This window comes from Cellulomonas citrea, assembly GCF_009829685.1.
Taxonomy (GTDB): Bacteria; Actinomycetota; Actinomycetes; order Actinomycetales; family Cellulomonadaceae; genus Cellulomonas; species Cellulomonas citrea.
In genome coordinates, this window is sequence record NZ_VWSD01000066.1 from 1 (window position 1) to 16,198 (window position 16,198).

Consider the following 16,198-nt stretch of genomic DNA (forward strand, 5'->3'; position numbering starts at 1 on the left):
CACGACGGCCGCGTCGTGCCCGGCACCTGACGGCAGCCGGGGGGCGCCGCCGAGCAGCCCCGCGACCTGGGCGCCCAGCGCCGCGTCGAACTCCACCCGGCCGCTGAACGACTCCTCGCTCACGTGCACCGCGCACCCCTCGTGCGCCGCGGCCGCGCCGAGCCGCTCGGTGATCCGCGCGACGAGCTCACGGGTCTGCTCGTCGTACGGGGCGCGCACGTCCAACCACGTGCTCACCTGCGAGGCGATGACGTTGGTGCCGTTGGGTGTGACCTCCCAGCGGCCGACGGTCGCGCGGGCGTCGGGCACCAGCGCCGCGGCGGCCTGCACCTCGAGCGTGGCGCGTGCGGCGGCGACGACCGGGTCGCGGCGGTCGGCCATCGCAGTGGCACCGGCGTGGTTGCCCTCACCACGGAAGTCCGCGCGCCAGCGCCCGTGCGCGAGCAGCGCGGTGGCCACCGCGACCGGCGCACCGACGTCGACGAGCCCCCGCCCCTGCTCGACGTGCAGCTCGACGAACGTGCCGATCGCGGCCGTCGCCTCGCGGTCCGGACCCATCCGGGACGGGTCCACCCCGGCGGCCGCGGCGGCCTGTGCGAACGTGGTGCCGTCGGCGTCGGTGAGCGCGAGCGCCCGCTCCGGGGTCACCGCCCCGGTCATGAGCCGGGTGCCCAGGCAGGCCAGGCCGAACCGGGACCCCTCCTCCTCGCGCGTGAGCAGCACGGCGAACGGGCGGCTCGGCACATGACCGGACGCCTGGAGCCGGGCGACGGCGGCCAGCGAGCTGACCACGCCGAGCGGCCCGTCGAACTGCCCGCCACCCGCGACGGAGTCCAGGTGCGAGCCCGTGACCAGGGCGTCCGGACCGGGCGCCCCCCACCAGGCCCACAGGTTGCCGTTGCGGTCGGTCTGCACGTCCAGGCCCAGGGCGGTGGCCCGTTCGACGAACCACTCGGCGAGCTCGTGCTCGGCGGCGCCCCAGCCCGGCCGGGTCCAGCCGCCGCGCCGCCGGTCGCGCCCGACGTCGGCGATCGCGGCGAGCTCGACGACGGGGTCGAGGCCCCCGGTCACCGGCTCACGCCTCCCACATCGGCACCCGGAGCCCACGCTCACGCGCGACCTCCTCCGCGCGGGCGTACCCGGCGTCGACGTGCCGCATCACCCCGGTGCCCGGGTCGTTGACCAGCACGCGCGCGATCTTCTGCGCGGCCAGCTCGGTCCCGTCGGCCACGACCACCTGCCCGGCGTGGATGGACCGGCCGATGCCGACCCCGCCGCCGTGGTGGATGGACACCCAGGTGGCGCCCGAGGCGGTGTTGAGCAGGGCGTTGAGCAGCGGCCAGTCGGCGATCGCGTCCGAGCCGTCGGCCATCGCCTCGGTCTCCCGGTAGGGCGAGGCCACCGACCCGGAGTCCAGGTGGTCGCGGCCGATGACGATGGGCGCGCTGATCGCCCCGGACGCGACGAGCTCGTTGAACCGCAGGCCCGCGAGGTGCCGCTCCTGGTAGCCGAGCCAGCAGATGCGTGCCGGCAGCCCCTCGAACGCCACCTTCTGCCCGGCCTGGGTGATCCAGCGGGCCAGCTTCTCGTCGTGCGGGAACAGGTCGAGGATCGCCTGGTCGGTGACGGCGATGTCCGCCGGGTCGCCGGACAGCGCCGCCCAGCGGAACGGGCCCTTGCCCTCGGCGAACAGCGGCCGGATGTACGCCGGCACGAAGCCCGGGAAGTCGAACGCCCGGGCGTACCCGCCGAGCTGGGCCTCGGTGCGCAGCGAGTTGCCGTAGTCGAACACCTCGGCCCCGGCGTCCAGGAAGCCGACCATCGCCTCGACGTGCTTGGCCATCGAGGCGCGGGCGCGTGTGGTGAAGTCGGCCGGGTCGGCCTCGGCGAGGGTGTGCCACTCGTCGACGGAGACCCCCTCCGGCAGGTAGCTGAGCGGGTCGTGCGCCGAGGTCTGGTCGGTGACGACGTCGACCGCCACGCCGCGGGCCAGCACCTGCGCGAACACGGTCGCGGCGTTCCCGACCAGCCCGACGGACAGTGCCCGGCGCTCGACCTTGGCGGCCAGCACCCGGGCCAGCGCGTCGTCCAGGTCGTCGGTCATCTCGTCGAGGTAGCGGTGCTCGACCCGGCGGGCCAGCCGTGCGGCGTCCACGTCGACGACGAGCACCGCACCGCCGTTCATCGTGACGGCTAGCGGCTGCGCGCCACCCATCCCGCCGCAGCCGCCGGTGAGGGTGAGGGTGCCGGCCAGCGTGCCGCCGAACCGCTTGTCGGCCACCGCGGCGAACGTCTCGTAGGTGCCCTGCAGGATGCCCTGGGTGCCGATGTAGATCCACGAACCGGCGGTCATCTGCCCGTACATGGTGAGGCCGAGCGCCTCGAGCCGGCGGAACTCGGGCCAGGTCGCCCAGTCGCCCACGAGGTTGGAGTTGGCGATGAGCACCCGCGGCGCCCACTCGTGGGTGCGGAACACCCCGACCGGCTTGCCGGACTGGACCAGCAGCGTCTCGTCGTCGGCCAGTGTGGTGAGGGTGCGCACGATGGCGTCGAACGCCTCCCAGGAGCGGGCCGCGCGGCCGGTGCCGCCGTAGACGACGAGGTCGTCGGGCCGTTCGGCGACCTGCGGGTCGAGGTTGTTCATGAGCATCCGCAGCGGCGCCTCGGTCTGCCAGGACCGGGCGGTGAGGGTGCTGCCGCGCGGGGCGCGCACGGGGCGGGGGCCGGATGTGTTGGCGGGGCTGGTCATGGGGGTCTCCTCCGGGTGGTCGAGGTCAGGGGTGGGTGCGCGCGACGCCGCCGAGCAGGGCGGACAGGTCCTCGCATGCGGCGACGAGCCGCCGGCCGTGCTCACGCACCTGGTCGGCGTCGAGCCGGTAGCTGGGCACGACGAGGCTGAGCGCGGCGACGACGGAGGTCCCGGCGCGCACGGGTGCGGCGATGGCGGTGACATCGGGTTCGACGCCGCGTTCGACGACGACGTAGCCGGGGGCCCGGACCTCGTCGTGCAACGCCTGCCCGGCGGCCGAACCGCGGGCCGGCAGCGAGCGCCCGACCCAGCTGGCGTGCCGCACGGAGTGGGTGCCCTCGACGATGGCGATGTAGACCACCTCGTCGCCCGGGCCCTCGACGGACAGGTAGACCGACTCGCCGGTGGCGCGGGCCAGGTCGCGCATCGGTTCGCGGCTGGTGGCCACGAGCGCGTCGTCACCGAGCACCCGGGCGCCGAGCTGGACCACGCGCACCCCGGCCCGGAACTGCCCGGCGGCCGAGCGCGCGACGAACCCGGTGTGCTCGAGCGTGCGCAGCAGCCGCAGCGCGGTGCTCGGGGCCAGGCCGGCCTGTCGGGCGGCGTCGGTGAGCGTGACGCCGTCGCTGGCGCACACGATCTCGAGCAGTGCGAGCGCGCGTTCGATGGTGCGGGTGGACGGTTCGGCCACGGGACTCACTTCCTGCTCGCTGATGCCGCCTAGTAAAACTCACCTGCTACCTATTGGAAAGAGCCGGAGGGCGTGCCAGGCTCGTCCTGTGACCGGACCCGCCCGCCCGCACCCCGCCCCCGGGCACGCCCTGCTCATCGACGACATCGGGGTGCTCGTCACCAACGACCCCGTGCTCGGCCCGCTCACCGCCGAGCTCACCGACGCCGCCGTCGTCGTCCAGGACGGCACCGTCACCTGGGTCGGGCCGTCGGCCACCGCCCCCGCCTGCGACGAGCGGTTCGACGCCGCGGGCCGGGCGGTCATCCCCGGCTTCGTCGACTCGCACACGCACGTGGTGTTCGCCGGTGACCGGCGCGCGGAGTTCGAGGCCCGGATGGCCCATCAGCCCTACGCCGCCGGCGGCATCCGCACGACGGTCGAGGCCACCCGGGCCGCCGACGCCGAGACCCTCTACCGCGGCGCCGCCGCCCTGGTCGACGAGATGCTGCGGCAGGGCACCACGACCCTGGAGATCAAGTCCGGCTACGGGCTCGACGTCGAGCACGAGCGCCGGATGCTCGAGGTCGCCGCCCGCCTCACCCCCGAGACCACGTTCCTGGGCGCGCACGTGGTGCCGGCCGAGCTGGCCGCCCACCCCGACGCCTACGTCGACCTGGTCACCGGCCCGATGCTCGACGCCTGCGCCCCGCTGGCCCGCTGGGTCGACGTGTTCTGCGAGGTCGGCGCCTTCGACCTGGACCAGGCCCGTGCGGTGCTCACCGCCGGTGCGGCCCGCGGCCTGGGCACCCGGCTGCACGCCCACCAGCTCACCCGCACCGGCGCGGTCGCGCTCGGCGTCGAGCTGGGTGCGGCGAGCGTCGACCACTGCACCGAGCTGGACGACGCCGATGTCGCGGCCCTGGCCGGCTCGGACACCGTGGCGACCCTGCTGCCCGTCGTCGAGCTGTCCACCCGTCGCCCGTTCCCCGACGCCCGTCGGCTGCTCGACTCCGGTGCCCGGGTGGCGCTGGCCAGCGACTGCAACCCGGGCTCGTGCTTCTCGTCCTCCATGCCGCTCGCGGTCGCGCTCGCCGTCACGAGCATGGGCATGACCCCGGCCGAGGCCGTGCACGCCGCCACCGCCGGTGGGGCCGCCGCGCTGCGCCGCACCGACGTGGGCCGCCTCGCCCCGGGCACCCGCGCCGACCTCGTCGTGCTCGACGCCCCGCACCCGGCCTACCTGGCCTACCGCCCCGGAGTTCCCCTGGTCGCCGCCGTCTGGCAGCACGGGGTCCGCGCGGTCTGACCCGCCCGGGCCAGGCCGCCGGGGGTCGTGCGGTGCACCGAAACGCACCGGCCGCAAAGGCCGCCGATGCTAGCCTCCCGGCAACACAGGGGGGCCAGTGGACATCGACTTCGACAACCTTGCGCTCGCCGGCCAGGTGCTCACCCGCCAGCACGCCGGCGTGACGGCGATCGGCGGGCACATCGCCACCTACGGCGAGCTGAGCCCGGCGGACATGGGCCTCGTGCTCGGCATGTTCCGCCCGCTCAACGAGGCCCTGCTGGCGACGGCAGCACAGGTGACGGGCATGTCCGCCCGGGTCTTCGAGGTCGGCGCCCAGAAGATGGCCGAGACCCGGCAGACCTACGTCGACGCCGAGCGCACCGCCTACGAGGCGGCTGCCGAGGTCGCGGCCGAGGCGGGGATCTCGGTCCCCCCGTACTCGGCTCCTGCCACGCCGACGTTGGGCGCCGCCCAGCAGAGCGCCGGGGCGCACTACGGCGACGCCGACGGGGACCTGTTCAGCCAGGCGTTCTGGGACGGGAACCGGGCCGCCGACTGGACGGACGGAGCCATCAACCAGGTCGGGGCTCGATGGGACCAGGCCGTCTCGGGGTCGACGACGGTGCACGAGGCCGTCGACATCGGGTCGTACCTGCCGACGCCGGACGGGATCGCCTTCGAGTTCGAGGACATCCGGTGGTCGGCCGGGGCGGTGTTCGGTTCGGTCGACTGGATCTGGGAGCAGCTGTTCGGCTGGTCGTTGCTGGGCGAGATCACCAAGCCGTTCACCGGCGACTGGCAGAGCCTCAAGGCAGCGTCGATCGCGTGGACCCACGCCGGTGACGCGTTCAGCGGGGTCGCGCAGAACTGCTCGGCGCTGTGCCCGCCGATGGCGCAGTGGACGGGGCAGGGGTCCGAGGCCTTCCTCGTGGCGGCCGGTGCGATGGCCGAGACGCACATGGCCCTCAGCGGACCGTGCGGGACCGTCTCGACGCTGATCAGCGCCCTGGCGTCCGCGGTGAAGTTCGTGGTCGGCAAGGTGCTGGGGCTCCTCAAGGACCTGTCCTACCGGCTGCTCGCGATGGCGGTGGGGGCCGCTGTCCCGGTCGCCGGATGGCTTGTCGACGGCATCATCGCCGCCGCCACCCTGGTGGAGCTCCTCGACGAGGTCCGCGACGCCTACGCCCTGGTCAACATGCTGTACGACCTGGTCTCGGGGATGGTGAGCGGCCAGACCCAGCTGCTCGACTCGGCCTCGATGATCGCCGACCTGGTCGAGGGCCTGGCCCGCGCGACCGCTGCGAGGGTCGGATGAGCGGCACGGCGGGTCTGCCGCCGGAGTTCGTGGCGACGCTCGAGCGCCTCCGGAACGCCGCGCAGGCGCTGGGCACGCGTTCGACGGCCACCGCCCAGAAGGCCGAGGAGCACGCCGCCGCCGCGCGCCGCGGCGACCTCGGCCACGAGTGGCAGATCGTGCAGCAGCGGATCGACCTCGGCCAGACCACGCTGGGCGCGGTGTTCGACGGCTCGGACACCACCCCGGCAGCCCGTGAGCTGCGCACCCTCGCCCAGCGCAACCTGGGGTCGCTGCGCGCGACCCTGCAGGAGCAGGACGAGGCCGCCGGGCCGGGGGACGTGCCGAGCCCGGTGGCGCAGGCCCGCACCCTCCTGTCCGAGACCCAGGACCACCTGCAGGCCGTGACCGACGAGATCCGCCGGTCGCTGCGGCGATGAGCTGACACCCGAGGAGCCCCGTGACCGATGTGAAGGTCGACCCCGCCGCGCTGACCGACCGGGCCGCCGCGGTCGCCACCCACGCCACCGAGCTGGGCGAGGAGCTGACGTCCCTGCAGCTCGCCTCCACGGCGATGACGGCACGCTGGTCGGGTGCCGCCCAGGAGGCATACGTGGTCTCCTACCAGAGCTGGGCCGGGCAGATGCGCACCCAGCAGGCAGTCCTGGCGCACGCGGCCTCCGCGGCGACGGCGGCCGCGGCCGCCTACCGGGAGGCCGACGAGCGGGTCGCACGGTTGTGGGGCCTGTGATGCACCCGAGGGCGTGGTGAGACCGTGATGTTCGGCAGGAAGACGGCGACCGAGTCCCTGTTCGCCTGGCACGGTCTGCTCCGCGTCTGGCGGCTGGTCGTGCGCGACACCCCGGCGCACGCGGTCGACGTGGCGGTGGGGCACCTGCTCATGGTCGACTTCCGGCCCGATCCGATCGACCTGGAGACCCCCCTGCGCGCCGAGGGCTCCGAGTGGACCGCCCGCACCGTGGAGATCGGCGACGAGGTCTCGGTGATCGCACGCGACTTCGTCAACGAGGTCGTCGCCCCCGTGCTGCGCCCCGCGGTGCCCCCGACGACGGTCGTCGTGTGCGCCCGCGCGCTGGACGACGGGACGTGCGAGCTGGTGATCGCCCCGCAGGTGGTCTACGGGACGACCACCGGCGACAGGGACCTCGCCAACCCACGGATCAGCCGGGGCGCCACGTCGGTGATCGCCGCCTACGAGGCCGTGGGCGGGATGCTGGAGACCGAGACGGTGAGGACGATGATCCGGGACGTGACCTGCCCCGCCTTCCCCAAGCGGTTCAGGGCGCTGGTCAAGGCCCAGCGCAAGGCCCAGCGCGAGGCGCAGCGGTTCCCCGCCGGGGGCGACCCGGCCCAGGGCTGACGCAGGAGGGCCCCGCTCGTACGAGCGGGGCCCTCCTGGTGTGCTGGGCGTACCGGTCCGGACCAGAGGCCCGGGCCGGTCGCGTCGTCAGCCCGGCAGCAGGCCGGTGCCGCTGTCGCCGCGGCCGGCCGTGTGCCGCGGGGCGGCGGGCACGTCCATGCCGGACTTGGTGGTGGCACCCACGCCGACCGGCTCGGGGGCCTTCTTGCGCTCGGAGATCGGCACCCCGGCGAAGGTGAACTCCCCGAGGATGCCCTCGCCGACCGCGTCGACCACGATGAGCTGGCCGGCCTTGAGCTCGCCGAACAGGATCTTCTCGGACAGCGCGTCCTCGATGTCCCGCTGGATGGCGCGGCGCAGCGGCCGGGCACCCAGGACCGGGTCGTAGCCCTTCTCCGACAGCAGCTTCTTGGCGGCCTCGGTGACCTCGATCCCCATGTCCTTGTCCCGCAGGCGGGCGTCGAGCTTGGCGATCATGAGGTCGACGATCTGGAACACCTCGGCCTGGCTCAGCTGCGGGAAGACGATGACGTCGTCCACGCGGTTGAGGAACTCGGGCCGGAAGTGCTGCTTGAGCTCGTCGTTGACCTTGGCCTTCATCCGCTCGTAGGACGTCGACAGGTCGCCGCCGGCCTGGAAGCCGGTCTGGACGCCCTTGGCGATGTCCCGCGTGCCGAGGTTGGTGGTCATGATGATGACGGTGTTCTTGAAGTCGACCACCCGGCCCTGCGAGTCGGTGAGGCGACCGTCCTCGAGGATCTGCAGCAGCGAGTTGAAGATGTCCGCGTGGGCCTTCTCCACCTCGTCGAACAGCACGACGGAGAACGGCCGGCGGCGCACCTTCTCGGTGAGCTGACCGCCCTCGTCGTACCCGACGTAGCCGGGGGGCGAGCCGAACAGCCGCGAGACGGTGTGCTTCTCGGAGAACTCGGACATGTCGAGCTGGATGAGCGCGTCCTCGTCGCCGAACAGGAACTCGGCGAGCGACTTGGCCAGCTCGGTCTTCCCGACACCGGTGGGGCCGGCGAAGATGAACGAGCCACCCGGGCGCTTGGGGTCCTTGAGCCCGGCGCGCGTGCGGCGGATGGCCTGCGACAGGGCGTGGATCGCGGCCTCCTGGCCGACGACCCGCTTGTGCAGGTTCTCCTCCATGTGCAGCAGGCGGCTGGTCTCCTCCTCGGTGAGCTTGAACACCGGGATGCCCGTGGCGTTGGCCAGCACCTCGGCGATGAGCTCCTCGTCGACCTCGGCGACGGCGTCCAGGTCGCCGTTCTTCCAGGCCTTCTCCTTCTCGAGCCGGTTCTGGGTGAGGCGCTTCTCGTCGTCGCGCAGCCGCGCGGCCTTCTCGAAGTCCTGCTCGTCGATCGCCGACTCCTTGTCGCGGCGGGTCTCGGCGATCTGCTCGTCGAGCTCACGCAGCTCCGGCGGGGCCGTCATGCGGCGGATGCGCAGCCGGGCACCGGCCTCGTCGACCAGGTCGATCGCCTTGTCCGGCAGGAACCGGTCGTTGACGTAGCGGTCGGCCAGCGTCGCGGCGGCGACCAGCGCCGAGTCGGTGATGGAGACGCGGTGGTGCGCCTCGTACCGGTCGCGCAGGCCCTTGAGGATCTCGATGGTGTGCGCGAGCGTCGGCTCGGCGACCTGGATCGGCTGGAAGCGGCGCTCCAGGGCCGGGTCCTTCTCGACGTACTTGCGGTACTCGTCGAGCGTGGTCGCCCCGATGGTCTGCAGCTCGCCGCGCGCCAGCATGGGCTTGAGGATCGAGGCCGCGTCGATCGCGCCCTCGGCGGCACCCGCCCCGACGAGGGTGTGGATCTCGTCGATGAACAAGATGATGTCGCCGCGGGTGCGGATCTCCTTGAGCACCTTCTTGAGGCGCTCCTCGAAGTCACCGCGGTACCGCGACCCGGCCACGAGGGCGCCGAGGTCGAGGGTGTACAGCTGCTTGTCCTTGAGGGTCTCGGGCACGTCGCCGCGCACGATGTCCTGGGCCAGGCCCTCGACCACCGCGGTCTTGCCGACACCCGGCTCCCCGATGAGCACCGGGTTGTTCTTGGTGCGCCTCGACAGCACCTGCATGACCCGCTCGATCTCCTTCTCGCGCCCGATCACCGGGTCGAGCTTGCCGTCGCGGGCGGCCTGGGTGAGGTTGCGGCCGAACTGGTCGAGCACGGCCGAGCCCGACGGCTGACCCTCGGCGGGGCCGCCGGAGGCAACCGGCTCCTTGCCCTGGTAGCCGGAGACGAGCTGGATGACCTGCTGGCGCACCCGGTTGAGGTCGGCGCCCAGCTTGTTGAGCACCTGCGCGGCGACGCCCTCGCCCTCGCGGATGAGGCCGAGCAGGATGTGCTCGGTGCCGATGTAGTTGTGGCCCAGCTGGAGCGCCTCACGCAGGGACAGCTCGAGCACCTTCTTGGCGCGCGGGGTGAAGGGGATGTGACCGGTCGGGGCCTGCTGGCCCTCGCCGATGATCTCCTGTACCTGGGCGCGCACGGCCTCGAGCGAGATGCCGAGCGACTCCAGCGCCTTGGCGGCGACGCCCTCACCCTCGTGGATGAGGCCCAGGAGGATGTGCTCGGTCCCGATGTAGTTGTGGTTGAGCATCCGCGCCTCTTCCTGGGCGAGGACGACCACCCGACGGGCGCGGTCGGTGAAACGTTCGAACATGGGAGCACTCCTCATCGCCAGGGCCCAGATGACCGGACGGGACACCGGGGCCGGGTCCTGCCGATGCTAACGGCGGGGAGTGTGCCGGTCTGCCCGTGTTCGCCAGGGGCGTGACAGGGGCCGGGACCCAGGGATGCGCTAGCCGTCGACGCGTTCGGTGACGAACTGGAGCCCAGGGCTCTTCCTGTGCACGACCGTGACGTCCTGCGACGGGGCCGTCATGTTGAACTCCGACAGGCGCCAGGGCGGGTCCACCCGGACCTCGACGTGGTAGACCCCCGGCAGCAGCAGGTAGCCCGCCCCCGGCGTGCAGTGGCGGTCGCCGCAGCGCGCGCCCGCACTGTCGACCCCGGAGATCTCGAACGGCAGGTTCGCACGGTAGTCGGCGTCGACCACCGTGATCGTCCCCATCAGACCCCAGGTCACCTTCCAGTGCTCGCCGTCCCGACGCAGGAACAGGGTCTCGTCGTAGGTGCTGCCGGCGAGCGAGAAGCTGACGTCGGCGCGGGCGTCCCTGCCCGGAGCTGGGTCACGAAGGACGTCGACCTGCCCGACGGTGACGTCGGAGATGTGTTCGGTTGCCCCCTGGAACACCTTGTCGGTGAGCAGGTGCGCGGAGACCGGACCCTCGTCCGCCCAGTACTCCTGGGTCGCCTCGTCGCTGACGGCCAGTGCCGCCGAGGCGTCCCCCGCGACCAGGGCGTCCATGTAGGCCTGCACGTCGTCACGCAGCGAGCTGGTCGACGGGCCGCACCCGCCGACCGCCCCGGCGCACAGCAGCGCGACCGCCACCACCCCTGTCAGTCGTCGTGCACGCACGGACGCCCCCCTCTTTCCCATCCGCTGGCCTTACGCGATCCCGCTCGACGACGCCCCGACGGCATGACCTCACTGCACAGTGGCGAACCTCATGTAGTTGCTCCACCTCTCGCCGAAGCCGTTGCTCGCCTCGACCAGGAGGTTCGAGCTGGTCTGGACGGTCGAGAGAACGAGTCCGGCCACACCGGCCAGCGCACTGAGAGCGCCGGCGATGGCCACCACGATCCCCGCGACCGCCCCGACCCCGGACCAGCCCGTCGCCACGGCGACCACCACGCCGGCCACCGCCCCGATGACACCCGCGATCACGGCGGACAACGACACGTAGAAGGTCTCGATCTGGTCGGCCATCCCCCGAAGGACGTCGCCCAGCGTCGAGAGGTACCCCTGCGCGAGGTGGAGCTGGTTCGCCTGGTCCATCGGCACCATCCGGTAGAGGTCGGCCGCCGCAGGTCCGTTCCACGATGTCACCGCAGCGAGCGGGGCGTCCCGGATCGTCGTGTACATCGCGGCCGACGGGTCTGCCACCTCGGCCTGGATCGCAGCAGCGGCACCTCTCAGGGTCTCCGGACCGCCGATCCAGTCGACGTACCCGTCGAGCTCGTCGATGACCTCGAGCAGGTACCGGCACGACTCTTGGATGCCCGCGATGATCGGCTCCGAGATCTGGCGGACGAGCCACTCACGGTCGAACGGCGGGACGATCGTCTCCCGCGGGAGGACGATGTCGAGGTAGACGCGGACGAACCGAGGGACGACCGTGGGGCAGTCGCGGATCACCCCCTCGGTGCTGGCGCGCGCGTCCGCGAGCCGACCGTGCTCGAAGTCCTTGATCGCCTCGACGTACCCCATCAGAGCGCCTCGATCTCCTTGATGACCTGCTCGATCTGGTCCCGGGAGGCGTGCTCCCGCTCCAGCGCGGACTGCGCGGTGGCCAGGAGCTTGCGGGCCACCCCTTCGAGCACCTCCGAGCCGTCGGTGTAGAACTGCGCGACGTCGTCGAGCAGGACGCCGAAGGCCGCCCGGACGTCCTGGGCGCCCGGGATCCGGGACCAGTCCGCCTCCGTGACCTGGGAGCTCGCCTGTGTCAGGGACGCCCCGTAGCCGAGCACGGTCTCGTGCCAGGGCTTCCAGTAGTCGTTCGCGTCCGAGCGCAGGTCGTCGGTGTCGATGGAGTCCGGCATGTCAGCGCCCCCCTCGGGCGTCGTCGGTCAGAGCCCGGGCGCAGGTGTCGACCACGGTCCGTCCGATCTCGTCCAGGCTGCGTCGACCCAGAGCCCCGGCGGCGAACCCGACGGCGACGACCCGGCCCACCACGACGTCCACGCGGACCCGCCCGTCCGAGCTGCTGACCGTCCGCGGCTCGGGCAGCCCGTGGGTCTCGACCTGCCTGAGCAGCGCCTCCGAACGCCGAGGATCCGGCGCGCCCTCGGGCTGGGCCCGGTACCCCGTCACCACCGCGACGTTGACCGCGGCCTCGAGCTCTTCCTGCGTCGCGGTGCTGGCCTGGACCGTGAACTGCAGCAGGGACAGCGCACCGGACGCGTCGAACTCGGCGTGCACCAGGCCCGGCGTCGGCACCGGCGCGGCGGCCTCGGCCTGCGCGACGAGGTCATCGACCCGGGCACCGAGGGTGCGCCCCCGGGCGGCGAGCGACTCCAGGCGCACCACCGCGTCGGGCGCGCTCATGCCACCCCCCAGTCCGCGTCGATCTGCCGCCGGGACTCGGTGTAGCCGGTGTGCGCGAACTGGGCGGCCGCGATCGCCCGGCCCAGGACGGCGTTGAGCTGCGCGAGCTGGGCGGTCCACGCGGCGTGCGCCGCCGAGTAGGCCTCGCGCGCCTCGCCGGACCACTCGCCCTCGAGCTGCCTGACCTCGGCGTCCAGCTGCTCGAGCTCCGACGCGATCCCCTCCGAAGCCGTGCCGAGCGCGTCGATCATCGCGCCGAGCGCGGGCAGGTCCACCTGATACCTGACCATGCGTCCCCCTTCTGATCACGCACGCGACGGCGGGCGCGACGGACCGTTGCGGAACGGTCCGGGTCCCGTCGACCGCAGTCTCGACCCTGCGTGCCTCGGTCCTCCCGGGCGCCTCGTCAGCGCCCGCATCCCCTGATGTCGAGTACCACGAAGGCTATCGAGGGTCGCGAGCGGGCGGGCACGCTTCGGCAGGCCGGGTGGCGGGGCGCAGACCAGCCCGCGCGGTCACCAGCCGTGCAGCTCGGGGGCCGGCCCGGGATACCTCTCGAACGCCGCCCGCTCCTCCGTCGTGAAGGCACGCGGGGCGTGGCTCGCCCGGTCGAGCTGGACCATCCGGGAGCGGGCGCGCAGCGCGACCGCACCGTCCGGGTCGACGATCTCGTAGGCGAAGTCCACCGACGACGTGCCGATGCGCGGCACCCACACCTCGACCGTGAACGGCGCCGGGCGGAAGGTGAGCGGCGCCTGGTAGTCGATCTCGTGCTTGACGACGACGAGCAGCGACGCCGTCATCGCACCGGCCTCGTCGACCCCCATCGCGGGGAACAGCACGAACCGTGCGTCGTCCAGGTAGCGCAGGAAGGCCGCGTTGTTGACGTGGCCGAACAGGTCGACGTCGGACCACCGGACGTTCATCGCGACACTGCCGCGCTGCTGAGGTTCCACGACAGCGACCGTACTGCGCCGGCCGCGGCGGGCGATCCGCGTCGGAAGGACCGCGGAACTTCCTCCCGGTGGCGGGCTCGAACCGCGAACAGGACGAAGGTCCCGGGGTTACGTTGCGGGCTCCCGACCCGGCAGTGCCGCCGGACCGAGCAAAGGAGCGCGTCATGGTGACCTCGTCAGCCAGCCAAGCACCGCCCGTCGCTACACCGTCCCACACCGTCACGATCGCGGACCCCGGCCCCCTGGGCCTGGCCGCGTTCGCACTCACCACGTTCGTCCTGTCCGTGTTCAACGCCGGTCTGCTGCCCGCCGAGGGCAAGCCGATCGTGCTCGGCCTCGCCCTCATGTACGGCGGACTCGCCCAGCTGGCCGCCGGCATGTGGGAGTTCCGCACCGGCAACACCTTCGGCGCCGTCGCCTTCACGTCCTACGGCGCGTTCTGGCTCTCGTTCTGGGCCTTCTCGCAGTTCTACGCCGCCAAGGTCCCCGCCGAGCAGGTGGGCCACTCGGTCGGGCTGTTCCTGTTCGCCTGGGGCCTGTTCACGGCGTACATGACCATCGCCGCGCTGCGCACCTCGACCGCGGTGCTCACCGTGTTCGTGCTGCTCACCGTCGCGTTCTTCCTGCTCGCCGCGGGCGACTGGACCGGCGTCGCGGCGATCGGCCACATCGGCGGGTTCGTCGGCCTGGCCACCGCGCTCGCGGCCTGGTACGGATCGGCCGCCGCCGTCGTGAACTCCACGTTCAAGCGCACCGTGCTGCCCGTGGGGCCGCGCACGGCGTGACGAAGCTCCGCCCGGTCCTGGCGCATGCGCGCGTCAGGACCGGGCGGGTTGGGGGGTGGGTGCGGACGGCGGCCAGTTGAGCAGTCGCGACGGGCACGACGTCCCAGGACCTCCGTGGCCCGACATCGGGTATCCGTCCAAAGCGGTGCAGGCTGCACCGACCCTCCCCGTTGACGCCGCCGCACATGCCACCGGTCGGACGTGTTCGATGACCGAGGTCCCCACTGGCGGTCCTACTGCGTCGTCGTGATGCCTGGGCCAAACGGTTCGGAATGCCCGTCGCGTTGTTGCGGACGGCGCTGAGCCTGTGCGGGCGAGACTTCTCGAACCGATGCTGATCATCCACATCCCGTCGGGCGGGATGGGTTTGCAGAGCCTGCCGCGTCGTCCTGTCGGACGGCGACGAGAGCACAGCCGAAGAGCTCGGGGCCACCCCTTCGTCGGAGCGTGCACGAACAGCCCGGAGGCGAGGTCCAGGTGTGCGCGATGGCCATGGAGGGCGTGACGGCGGGCGCGGACGGGGAGTCGCTGGACCGTGGCGCGGTCACCGTCGCGGACGACGAGCGCGGAATCTCTGGAAGGCCACCCGATGAGCCCCCCGAGCTCTTCCGCGGATGCAGGACATGGAAGCGGCCGAGGCGCGCACTCGCGCTGACGCCTCGCAGAAGCCCTGTCGAGGCTGTGCCCTCGGTCAGGAGAGACCACCAGACTCCAGCCACCCCAGATCAGCCGGACCGGGCGATGAGTCTCTGCGCTTCGAACACCACGCCCTCAATGGCAGACCTCGTCACACACGTCGGGTCCTGGCGCTTGAGCGTTGCGTAGACGCGGTCACGGATCATCGGCTTGGGCATCGCCGAGGTGAGACGCTCCGACTCGATGACCTGCTCGGCGAACGCGGCAGCATTCGAGCGCAGTAGATCGCCGTGCTTGTCCTTGAGGTCCCGGTACAGGACCGAGGCATACTCTCTGGCCAGGAACCACCTCCCTGCGAGGTTGCAGGCAAGCTCGGCGTCACGCTCGGTCAACCACTCCATCAGCAGGTCTAGCGCCTCAATCTGTCTGCCGTGCACAGACAATGGTGTAGTGGCGACCAACTCATTGATTGCCGCGGTGACGGACCGCCGGTCGTCTTCGCTCAGCCCGGCTGCACCCTCGTTGTCATCGGGTTCGTCCTGGTCCGCGAGTTCCAGCGCCTTTGTGGTCACGAACAGCAGCTGGACCCATGGCATGCCGACGAGGTGCAAGTCGAAGCCCTCCTCGCCGTCGGCGCGGCTCTCGAGCACGGCAACCTGTGGCGCAAGCGCGTCAAGGAAGGCCAGAGTCGCCGTGCGGGCTTCGTCGTCAAGGGGGACAACCACGAGTCCGGCTCCGACAGGCGCCGCGATGCTCGGCGAAGACACGACGAGCGTGCCGTGACCATCAACAACGGCTCGGATCTGCTCACGCCATCCTGCGAGCTCACTCACGCCCGGCATGATGTCAGCGGTTCTCTCTGCGCGGCCCACCGCTCGACCTCACCGACGTAGGGCCACGACTTCGCCCACACGACAGCGGCCGCCTCGTCCACGTCGTCGTGTGCGCGAGCCACGCGTCCTCCCCCTGTGCGGAGGCCCCCAGCCCCGCGCCAGTCACACTACTGAGCCCCACCCACACCCCGACAGGGCCCCACCGCCCAGTCACCCACCCCGCACCACGAGCACGTCGCACCCCGCGTGGTCGACGACGAACCGCCCCGCCCGTCCGAACCCGTGCGGCCCGGGCCGCGGGTCGTCCCGGGACATCACCAGCAGGTCCCCCGCCCCGCACGCCCCCACCACGACGTGCTCGGACCGCCCCGCCCGCAGCCACACCTGCGCCTCGCGCCCGAGCCGCTCGCGCGCCGCCTCCAGCAGCC

At 72.3% G+C, this 16,198-nt stretch carries 19 protein-coding genes; 6 read left to right on the forward strand and 13 right to left on the reverse strand.

Features of this window, described 5'->3' with window-relative positions; genetic code table 11:
- The 3 genes from F2B26_RS09040 to F2B26_RS09050 form a co-directional block, all read right to left on the reverse strand.
- Positions 1-1,071: allantoate amidohydrolase (locus F2B26_RS09040; protein ID WP_159808554.1), on the reverse strand; the 1,071-nt coding region annotated here is incomplete at its 3' end.
- Between the two features lie 4 nt (positions 1,072-1,075).
- Positions 1,076-2,749 carry a urocanate hydratase gene (gene hutU / locus F2B26_RS09045; RefSeq protein ID WP_159808556.1) on the reverse strand — a complete coding sequence of 558 codons (1,674 nt, stop codon included), beginning with the start codon at positions 2,747-2,749 and terminating at the stop codon, positions 1,076-1,078.
- A gap of 25 nt (positions 2,750-2,774) precedes the next feature.
- Positions 2,775-3,440 carry an IclR family transcriptional regulator gene (locus tag F2B26_RS09050; RefSeq protein WP_159808558.1) on the reverse strand — a complete coding sequence of 222 codons (666 nt, stop codon included), beginning with the start codon at positions 3,438-3,440 and terminating at the stop codon, positions 2,775-2,777.
- 88 nt (positions 3,441-3,528) lie between these two features.
- On the opposite strand from F2B26_RS09050, the gene hutI reads away from it, so the two are divergent.
- The 5 genes from hutI to F2B26_RS09075 all read left to right on the forward strand — a co-directional run bounded on the left by hutI (position 3,529) and on the right by F2B26_RS09075 (position 7,385).
- Positions 3,529-4,728, forward strand: coding sequence for an imidazolonepropionase (hutI, locus tag F2B26_RS09055; RefSeq protein WP_438939186.1), 1,200 nt, complete (start codon positions 3,529-3,531; stop codon positions 4,726-4,728).
- Between the two features lie 97 nt (positions 4,729-4,825).
- Complete coding sequence (locus F2B26_RS09060; RefSeq protein ID WP_159808560.1) at positions 4,826-6,025, forward strand: hypothetical protein; 1,200 nt, start codon at positions 4,826-4,828, stop codon at positions 6,023-6,025.
- Positions 6,022-6,444, forward strand: coding sequence for a hypothetical protein (locus tag F2B26_RS09065; protein ID WP_159808562.1), 423 nt, complete (start codon positions 6,022-6,024; stop codon positions 6,442-6,444). The genes F2B26_RS09060 and F2B26_RS09065 overlap by 4 nt, the downstream gene beginning before the upstream one ends.
- Before the next feature lie 20 nt (positions 6,445-6,464).
- Complete coding sequence (locus F2B26_RS09070; RefSeq protein ID WP_159808564.1) at positions 6,465-6,755, forward strand: WXG100 family type VII secretion target; 291 nt, start codon at positions 6,465-6,467, stop codon at positions 6,753-6,755.
- A gap of 27 nt (positions 6,756-6,782) precedes the next feature.
- A complete protein-coding gene (locus tag F2B26_RS09075; RefSeq protein ID WP_159808566.1) occupies positions 6,783-7,385 on the forward strand; it encodes a hypothetical protein in 603 nt (200 codons plus the stop codon).
- 87 nt (positions 7,386-7,472) lie between these two features.
- Here the strand turns inward: F2B26_RS09075 and F2B26_RS09080 are convergent, their stop codons facing one another.
- The 7 genes from F2B26_RS09080 to F2B26_RS09110 all read right to left on the reverse strand — a co-directional run bounded on the left by F2B26_RS09080 (position 7,473) and on the right by F2B26_RS09110 (position 13,486).
- Positions 7,473-10,052 carry an ATP-dependent Clp protease ATP-binding subunit gene (locus F2B26_RS09080; protein WP_159808568.1) on the reverse strand — a complete coding sequence of 860 codons (2,580 nt, stop codon included), beginning with the start codon at positions 10,050-10,052 and terminating at the stop codon, positions 7,473-7,475.
- A 138-nt stretch (positions 10,053-10,190) separates the two neighbouring features.
- Positions 10,191-10,892 carry a hypothetical protein gene (locus F2B26_RS09085; RefSeq protein ID WP_159808570.1) on the reverse strand — a complete coding sequence of 234 codons (702 nt, stop codon included), beginning with the start codon at positions 10,890-10,892 and terminating at the stop codon, positions 10,191-10,193.
- Positions 10,893-10,940: 48 nt separating this feature from the next.
- Positions 10,941-11,723 carry a hypothetical protein gene (locus F2B26_RS09090; RefSeq protein ID WP_159808572.1) on the reverse strand — a complete coding sequence of 261 codons (783 nt, stop codon included), beginning with the start codon at positions 11,721-11,723 and terminating at the stop codon, positions 10,941-10,943.
- Positions 11,723-12,055 (reverse strand): hypothetical protein, encoded by a 333-nt coding sequence (locus tag F2B26_RS09095; RefSeq protein ID WP_159808574.1) that lies wholly within the window; start codon positions 12,053-12,055, stop codon positions 11,723-11,725. Before F2B26_RS09095 ends, F2B26_RS09090 begins: the two co-directional genes overlap by 1 nt.
- Position 12,056: 1 nt before the next feature.
- Complete coding sequence (locus tag F2B26_RS09100; protein WP_159808576.1) at positions 12,057-12,560, reverse strand: hypothetical protein; 504 nt, start codon at positions 12,558-12,560, stop codon at positions 12,057-12,059.
- Positions 12,557-12,850 carry a WXG100 family type VII secretion target gene (locus F2B26_RS09105; protein ID WP_159808578.1) on the reverse strand — a complete coding sequence of 98 codons (294 nt, stop codon included), beginning with the start codon at positions 12,848-12,850 and terminating at the stop codon, positions 12,557-12,559. Before F2B26_RS09105 ends, F2B26_RS09100 begins: the two co-directional genes overlap by 4 nt.
- A gap of 225 nt (positions 12,851-13,075) precedes the next feature.
- Positions 13,076-13,486, reverse strand: coding sequence for an acyl-CoA thioesterase (locus tag F2B26_RS09110; RefSeq protein WP_159808580.1), 411 nt, complete (start codon positions 13,484-13,486; stop codon positions 13,076-13,078).
- Between the two features lie 194 nt (positions 13,487-13,680).
- Between F2B26_RS09110 and F2B26_RS09115 the strand changes: the two genes are divergently transcribed.
- Entirely contained in the window at positions 13,681-14,301 is a 621-nt protein-coding gene (locus F2B26_RS09115; RefSeq protein WP_159808582.1) for an acetate uptake transporter, read from the forward strand.
- Between the two features lie 725 nt (positions 14,302-15,026).
- Here F2B26_RS09115 and F2B26_RS09120 read toward each other — a convergent pair.
- The 3 genes from F2B26_RS09120 to F2B26_RS09125 all read right to left on the reverse strand — a co-directional run.
- Positions 15,027-15,770 carry a hypothetical protein gene (locus F2B26_RS09120; RefSeq protein WP_159808584.1) on the reverse strand — a complete coding sequence of 248 codons (744 nt, stop codon included), beginning with the start codon at positions 15,768-15,770 and terminating at the stop codon, positions 15,027-15,029.
- Positions 15,767-15,892, reverse strand: coding sequence for a hypothetical protein (locus F2B26_RS17580; protein WP_268891099.1), 126 nt, complete (start codon positions 15,890-15,892; stop codon positions 15,767-15,769). The genes F2B26_RS09120 and F2B26_RS17580 overlap by 4 nt, the downstream gene beginning before the upstream one ends.
- 88 nt (positions 15,893-15,980) lie before the next feature.
- On the reverse strand, positions 15,981-16,198 hold a 218-nt coding region (locus F2B26_RS09125), incomplete at its 5' end, for a hypothetical protein (RefSeq protein ID WP_201292677.1).